5 protein-coding genes and 2 riboswitches are annotated in these 7,376 nt (G+C 39.1%); all 5 genes read right to left on the reverse strand.

Annotated elements, in window-relative coordinates:
* Positions 1-11 precede the first annotated feature (11 nt).
* From acsA to GH715_RS05205, 5 genes are read right to left on the reverse strand one after another with little or no spacing between them, the layout of a single operon-like run.
* Positions 12-1,697: an acetate--CoA ligase gene (acsA, locus tag GH715_RS05185; RefSeq protein ID WP_153834497.1), complete on the reverse strand. Its 1,686-nt coding sequence runs from the start codon at positions 1,695-1,697 to the stop codon at positions 12-14.
* Positions 1,698-1,721: 24 nt separating this feature from the next.
* On the reverse strand, positions 1,722-2,450 hold the full coding sequence (locus GH715_RS05190) for an ABC transporter ATP-binding protein (protein WP_153834496.1): 729 nt from the start codon (positions 2,448-2,450) through the stop codon (positions 1,722-1,724).
* A gap of 15 nt (positions 2,451-2,465) precedes the next feature.
* Positions 2,466-3,323 carry an ABC transporter permease gene (locus GH715_RS05195; protein WP_153834495.1) on the reverse strand — a complete coding sequence of 286 codons (858 nt, stop codon included), beginning with the start codon at positions 3,321-3,323 and terminating at the stop codon, positions 2,466-2,468.
* A 59-nt stretch (positions 3,324-3,382) separates the two neighbouring features.
* Positions 3,383-4,390, reverse strand: a complete 1,008-nt coding sequence (locus GH715_RS05200) for an aliphatic sulfonate ABC transporter substrate-binding protein (RefSeq protein ID WP_153834494.1) — start codon at positions 4,388-4,390, stop codon at positions 3,383-3,385.
* A gap of 26 nt (positions 4,391-4,416) precedes the next feature.
* Entirely contained in the window at positions 4,417-6,213 is a 1,797-nt protein-coding gene (locus GH715_RS05205; protein ID WP_153834493.1) for a PLP-dependent aspartate aminotransferase family protein, read from the reverse strand.
* 90 nt (positions 6,214-6,303) lie between these two features.
* Positions 6,304-6,411, reverse strand: a riboswitch (SAM riboswitch).
* Between the two features lie 195 nt (positions 6,412-6,606).
* Positions 6,607-6,721: riboswitch (SAM riboswitch) on the reverse strand.
* Positions 6,722-7,376 lie beyond the last annotated feature (655 nt).

The raw sequence follows: 7,376 nt of genomic DNA on the forward strand, positions 1-7,376 counted from the left end.
ATCTATATGTTTTAATTTTTAACTTTATTATTTCTTTCAATTTCTAATGCTTTTAATTGTCTTCTTAAAATCTTTCCACTGATTTTTGTTTTAGGTAATTCATCCATTACTTCGATTTCTCTAGGAGCAGCATGTGCTGATAGATTTTTTCTAACATATAATCGAATCTCTTCTAATAATTCATCTGATTGTTCATATCCGGCTCTTAATGTAATAAAAGCTTTAACTAATTCACCACGTAGTTCATCAGGTTTACCTATTACACCAGCTTCCTCTACTGCCGGATGTTCAATTAACTTACTTTCTACTTCAAACGGACCAATACGCTCACCTGCCGAATTGATCATGTCATCGTTACGACCTTGAAAGAAGACATATCCTTCTTCATCCTGTAACGCTAAGTCACCAGAGATATACCATCCCTCGTACTGGAAATAAGATTTGAATTTATCCTTATTTCCCCAAATCTCTTTCATCAGTCCTGGCCATGGTGTGCGTACGGCTAGTTGACCAACTTCACCTCGTGGCAACTCATTACCTTCTTCATCTAAAATACCTACCTGCACACCAGGAAAAGGTCTGCCCATTGAACCTGGTTTGATTTTTTCAGCTGGAAGGTTGACAATTAAGTGTCCACCAGTCTCTGTCATCCACCAGGTATCGTGAATGCGGACATTTAAGCTCTTCCATGCCCATTGGATTACTTCAGGATTTAGAGGTTCACCAACACTTAATACATGTCGTACAGAAGATAAATCAAACTGTTTATAGAGATCCCCTTTGGACAGAAGCATACGGAAAGCTGTCGGTGCACTATACCAAATCGTTACTCCTAACTCTTCAATTAAAGAATACCAATTCTCAGCACTGAAACGTCCTCCTTGGATTACAACGGTTGCTCTATTCAATAGTGGAGCAAACAAGCCGTATACACTGCCTGTTACCCAGCCCGGGTGTGACGTACACCAATAAACATCATCATCTTTAATATCTAGTACCCATTTCCCTGTCACGATATGATGTTGTGCTGCACGATGCGCATGAAGGACGCCTTTCGGTTTACCAGTAGAACCACTAGTATAATGAATGATTAAACCATCCTCCCAGTCAACCCATTCCACATACTTGTCACCATCAACAGGTTGTAACGGTTCTTTCTCGATATCCTCTACAAAAAGAATCGTCTCTAGTGAAGGAATATCGTCTTTCGGTACACGTTTAACTAACTCCTGATCAGTAATTAGTAAAGTACCAGCACAATCATTGATACGGTCTCTAACCGCTTCTTCCATAAATGCTTCAAACAAAGGACCAGCGATAGCCCCTACTTTAATAGCAGCTAAGATTGCGATATAGCATTCAGGTGTTTTAGGGAGAAATACGAAAACACGATCCCCTTTCGTTACCCCATGTTCTTTTAAAATGCGAGCATAATGGTCAGTTTGATCCTTTACTTCTTTAAACGTATACGAGCGCTTTTCGTCCTCATTCATATAATGGAGAGCAATTTTATCACCATACCCCTCCGCTACATGACGATCAATTGTTTCATATGCTGCATTAATTTTCCCTGTCTTCGCAGCAGATAATAGTTCCTTTGCATCTGACCAATCAAAATTTTCTCTTATTTCATCATAGTTGCTTAGGTTATATTCTCCTTCAATAGTTGCAATATGAGTTGTTGCCTGCTGTGTCATTTGATGTTCCCCCTTGAAGACCGGTTACTGTTTGTTCAAGTCTAAAGATTCTAATATTTCTGATTTTAAATGTGCTAACTCTTCACTTCCACGATCCCTCGGTCGCTCTTGTTCTATCGTAATCTCTTTCTCTACCTCTCCTGGTTGCCCTCTTAAAATAACAACACGGTCACATAGATAAGTTGCTTCATCTATATCGTGTGTTACTAATACGATAGTAGATTGATATTTTTTCCAAACATCTAATAATAAATCTTGTAATTGCATTTTTGTGAAAGCATCTAAAGCACTAAACGGTTCATCCAACAGGAGAATTTCTGGTGATGTCACCAGTGCTCTTGCAATGGCTACACGTTGTGCCATACCTCCTGATAACTCACGAGGATAGAGCTTTTCTTTTCCGCTTAAACCTACACTTTCTAAATACTCAATAGCTCTATTTTCCTTGTCTTTACGGCTGCCTGTCAATCCGAATGTCACATTATTTAACACACTTAACCATGGTAGAAGTCTCGGCTCTTGGAAAATAAATCCTGTTGTATCATGAATTTCTTTTGATACGGTTCCGTTAATTTCAATTTCACCATCATATTCAGGATCCAGTCCTGAAATTGCTCTTAATAAGGTACTTTTCCCACATCCACTAGTTCCAAGCAAACCGATAATTTCTCCCGGTTTCACTTCTAAGTTAACATTTTGTACGGCAGTAGTACCATTAAACGTACGGCTTACATCTCTTAATGCTAGACTCATATTAAATACTCCTTCCTATTTCTCCAAGCGATCCTGCCAGTGCAAGGAACGATCTTCTACTAGCTTTAAAATCCAGTCGGTGATTTTACCGATAATCGCAAATAGAATAATACTTGCCAAAATCGTTTCAGGGCTTGACATATTCTGACCAAAGACAAGTAAAAATCCTAATCCTTGACTTGCCCCCATTAGTTCTGCTGCCACTACAAACATCCAACCAAGCCCTAAACCACTACGCATCCCCACTAAAAAGGACGGTAACGAAGCCGGCAAAATAATTCGTTTCACCAATTGTAAAGTATTTAATCCGTACATTTTTCCTACTTCAATTAATTTTCGATCTACGCCTAATATGCCACTAACAATATTTAAATAGACAGGGAAAAACACCCCAACTGCAATCATGGTAACTTTTGATGTTTCACCGATACCCATCCATAAAATAAACAACGGCACCCATGCTAGCGATGGGATCGAGCGAAACGCCTGAATCATCGGATCAAAAAGTTGTTCTGCCTTTTTATAAAAACCGACAAATGATCCGAGAACAATCGCAGCAACTGTTCCGATAACAAACCCAACAAGGACGCGATAGGTCGTAATCCAAACATGTCCCCATAGCGATCCATCCTGTGCCATACTTATAATTTTTTCCACTATGGTAGTCGGTGCTGGAAGTTGATTAGAAGGGACAACACCAGCACGACATAAACTCTCCCATATGATAATTAAAAGGACAGGAATGATGCTACCCATAAATACGGTTTTTACCAGTGAATCTTTTTTCTTCTTAATGGATGCTTTTTTCCCTCTCGCTTCTGATGGCGCTGGTTTAACATAGCCAGCCGTTACGTTATTTTGTTGCTCAGCCATTTTTTGCCCCTCCTAAATTCCTAAAACTTCTCTAAAACGCTCACTAATGGAATCTTACTTTACTCGATTACTGCTTCTGCATATTCTGGATTGATTAGTTCATTCGTTAATGCTTCAACATCATCGCCTTCTTCCAAGTCTCCAGCATTTTTCAACACATTACCAGCTGCTTGGATAGATTCAATATGTTCATCTCCAGGTATTGGATTAGACAAATCAGTTCTTTCTACTAACTGAATTTTCGCAACATCTATACTAATATCAGCTTCTTCCGCCAATAACTCTGCAGCCTCTTCCGGATTATCTAACACCCATTGACGTGCTCTTTCATACAATTCGATTACTTTTTCAACATATTCTGGATAATTCTGAGCAAACTCTTCACGAACATTTAAGAAACCGTACGTATTTAGATTAATATCTCTATAAAAAAGTTCTGCTCCAGATTCTAATTCATGTTTTGCCATATGTGGGTCAAGTCCTGCCCAAGCATCAACATCTCCGTTAGATAATGCATTTCCACCATCAGCATGTTGTAAAGGTACTACTTCAATATCATCAGTAGATAATCCTACAGAATCTAAAGCCCTAACTAGGAAGATATATGGGTCTGTACCAAGTGTTGCTGCTACTTTTTTACCTTCCAAATCTTCAATAGACTCAATTCCTGAACCTTCGTTAGTTACAAGCGCAGTCCATTCTGGTTGAGAATAAATATAAACATTTTCCAATGGTACGTCATTTGATTTGGCGATAAGTGCTGCTGCACCTGCTGTTGATCCAAAGTCAACACTGTCACTGTTTAAAAATTCGATTGCTTTGTTACTCCCTTGACTTAGTGTCCACGTTACATCAATATCTTCTTCACCAAATGCTTCTTCAGCCCAGCCAAATTCTTTTAATACCAGACTTGTAGGTGAATAATAAGCATAGTCTAAACGAATTTCAGATGGTTTTCCTTCGTCCGCTTGGCTGTCTGATGAACAGCCAACTGCCAAAATAATAATAATTCCAAATGCTGCAATTGCAAGAAAGCTTCTTAAATCAATTAATGGTACTCTTTTCATGATAGATATCCCCCTCATATTTTTTCTTAAATTTCACATGCATATGTTGAAATCGTTCCTCTTAAACGCTGTGCCTCTTTATATGTGCAACGGTTATGAACAACTTGCAAGCCACCTTCGAGCGCTACTTCTTCTGCCTTTGGAGAGACAACCCCTTCTTGCAGCCAGAATACTTTTGGATTTACTTCTATTGCTTCTTTGGCAATCTCTACTGCTGCATCAGGACTGCGGAAAACTTGTACAATATCGATATCAACCGGAACACTTCTTAGATCTGGATAAGCTTTTTCGCCAAGAATTTCTGTTTCTCTCGGGTTGACCGGAATGATTTTGTAACCTAGTCTTTGCATTTTTCTTGCCAGACGGTAACTTGGTCTTGCTTCTTTTCCACTGAGACCTACAATAGCTAATGTTTTTTGGCGCGTTACTTCTTCACCATTTTCAATGTATCGTTCATATGGAGAATTTAATGCCCATTTAATAATACCTTCATCGTTAACAATAATTTGTTTTTCTTTCTCTTCACCAATTCCTGTTGCCTTTACTAATGCTTGATCTAAATCATTTTTGATATCTCGTACGGATTCAATCCCTACAGATAAACGAACTAATTCTTCTGAAACACCCGTTTCTTCGAGCTCTTCTTTTGTTAACTGCTGGTGTGTTGTAGAAGCCGGATGGATAATCAGTGATTTTGCATCACCCACGTTTGCAACATGTGACCATAGTGCAACATTGTTGATTAAATCACGTCCTGCATCGCGCCCGCCTTTGATACCAAATACAATAATCGAACCAAAGCCATTATTTAAAATTCTTTTTGCTAACTCATGAGATGGGTGACTTTCAAGTCCTGGATATCTAACCCATTCCACTGCTTCATTGCTCTCTAAGTATTCTGCAAGCTCTTGTGCGTTTTGGTTATGTCGTTCCACGCGAATATGCAATGTCTCTAGTCCTTGTAGCAATTGGAAAGCATTGAATGGACTTAGTGCTGCACCAAAGTCTCTAAGTAACTGCACACGTACTTTTGTTATAAATGCTAGTGTTCCGAAATCTACTGCATAACGGATACCATTATAGCTAGGATCTGGCTCCGTAAATGCTGGATATTTTTCAGAATTCCAGTTAAAACGTCCACCATCGACAATGATGCCGCCGATTGAAGTACCATGCCCACCAATCCATTTTGTTGCAGAGTGTACGACAATGTCTGCTCCTAACGTGATTGGTTTACAGCCAAATGGTGTTGCAAAGGTATTATCGATAATTAACGGTACACCTGCATCATGTGCGATCTCCGATACTCTTTCAACATCTAATACTTGTAAGCCTGGATTACCGATGATTTCACCATACACAGCTTTTGTTTTATCTGTAATAGCTTTTTGGAAATTTTCAGGATCTGTTGGATCAACGAATTTAACGTTAATGCCATAGCGCGGAAGTGTTACATTGAACAAATTGTATGTTCCGCCGTAAAGATTAACCCCTGCGACGATTTCATCCCCTGCACTTGCTAAGTTTAAAATCGATAAAGTAATAGCTGACATCCCTGAAGCAGTTGCAACAGCAGCAACCCCATCTTCTAGTAGTGCCATTCTTTTTTCAAAAACATCTACCGTTGGATTACCGATTCTCGAATAAATATTGCCTGGCTCATCAAGTGCAAATAATCTTTCTGCATGTTCTGTGTCGTGGAACACGTAAGAAGTAGATTGATAGATCGGCACTGCCCGTGAGCCTGTTGTCGGATCAGGTGCTTGCCCTCCATGCAGATGAATTGTTTCCGGATCGTAAGTTGAACGTTTAAAATCAGTCATTATTTATTTCCTCCCCAAGTTAAAATTCAGAAAATTTAAAAAGCCTTCTTCGATAAGAAGAAGGCTTTAACTGACAGAACAGTAGTCTTCCTCTTATCTTTCAGGATAAATATCCTGCAGGAATTAGCACCTTTTAAGCCGTTGCTTAATGGTTGCTGGGCGTCATCGGGCCAGTCCCTCCGCCTCTCTGGATAAGAGTGATGTTATTTAGTTGAGCATTGAAGAAAAACTTGACTTATCATCAACTAGAGACGAAAGCCTTAGTTTTACTTATACTTTGTACATTCAAAATTTTCACTACGTCGAACTACCACTCGGCTAAAATTTTATACTTTTTTACGTAAAAAATCTCCCTATACTAAAGATAGAGAGACTTGAATAAATATATTCGCTCTCTTATCTCTCTAAGCATATGCGCTTAGTGGAATTGGCACCTGTATTAAGGACGATTCACTTAATGGTTGCCGAGGCTTCACAGGGCCAATCCCTCCACCTCTCTCGATAAGAAGTATAGAATTCCGAGTTGTTTACTTGCTTTTCACTTACGTTATTTAATACTTTAGCACGGCGTCAAAATGATGTCAATATGTTTTCTGAAAATTATTTCAAATAAAATGCGACAGTGACTGTTGTTTACTACCAACTTTTTGATTATTACTGGCTAGTATGGGGTATTTACTGGCAACTTCTCCTTCTACTAAGAAAAACCGGGAAAGCCCCACCCATTCCTGTCCAAAGTAGTTATTTTGACATGAATAATAGGCGTAACAACCGCTGCGGCTAGCTCACTTTGCTAAATAACGTTCTACATTGTTTTAACGTACGGACATTACGTCTTTTATTTTACATGGTATAAAACTCAAAAAGTTAGCTGTCACTTACGTTGTAGAGCTGCTTTATAGCAAAGACCGCCCGCTTCAACTCCTGTGGAAACGGTTTTACCTGAAGATCCACTTTTTCAAGCGGTTTTTGCTTGGAAAAGTTAGCTGAAGGTAAACCCCCACGGAAAGGGAAGTGGGCAGCCGGAGCGATGCTTTCCGTCTACATATCATTTCAAAATGACCACCTATGATACAAATACACTATCATGCCGCGTATTATATATTTTCCTTATAAAAAAAGCGACGGTGAGTTACTACCGTCGCTTTTGGTTCTTTAGTTTA

The sequence above is a fragment of the Gracilibacillus thailandensis genome (assembly GCF_010994055.1).
Lineage (GTDB): Bacteria > Bacillota > Bacilli > Bacillales > Amphibacillaceae > Gracilibacillus > Gracilibacillus lacisalsi.

What these genes read in the sequence shown, in the direction of transcription:
- acsA (WP_153834497.1), bottom strand. Translation starts at nt 1,697, where the DNA reads ATGACACAGCAGGCAACAACTCATATTGCAACTATTGAAGGAGAATAT.
- GH715_RS05195 (WP_153834495.1), bottom strand. Translation starts at nt 3,323, where the DNA reads ATGGCTGAGCAACAAAATAACGTAACGGCTGGCTATGTTAAACCAGCG.
- GH715_RS05205 (WP_153834493.1), bottom strand. Translation starts at nt 6,213, where the DNA reads ATGACTGATTTTAAACGTTCAACTTACGATCCGGAAACAATTCATCTG.
- GH715_RS05190 (WP_153834496.1), bottom strand. Translation starts at nt 2,450, where the DNA reads ATGAGTCTAGCATTAAGAGATGTAAGCCGTACGTTTAATGGTACTACT.
- GH715_RS05200 (WP_153834494.1), bottom strand. Translation starts at nt 4,390, where the DNA reads ATGAAAAGAGTACCATTAATTGATTTAAGAAGCTTTCTTGCAATTGCA.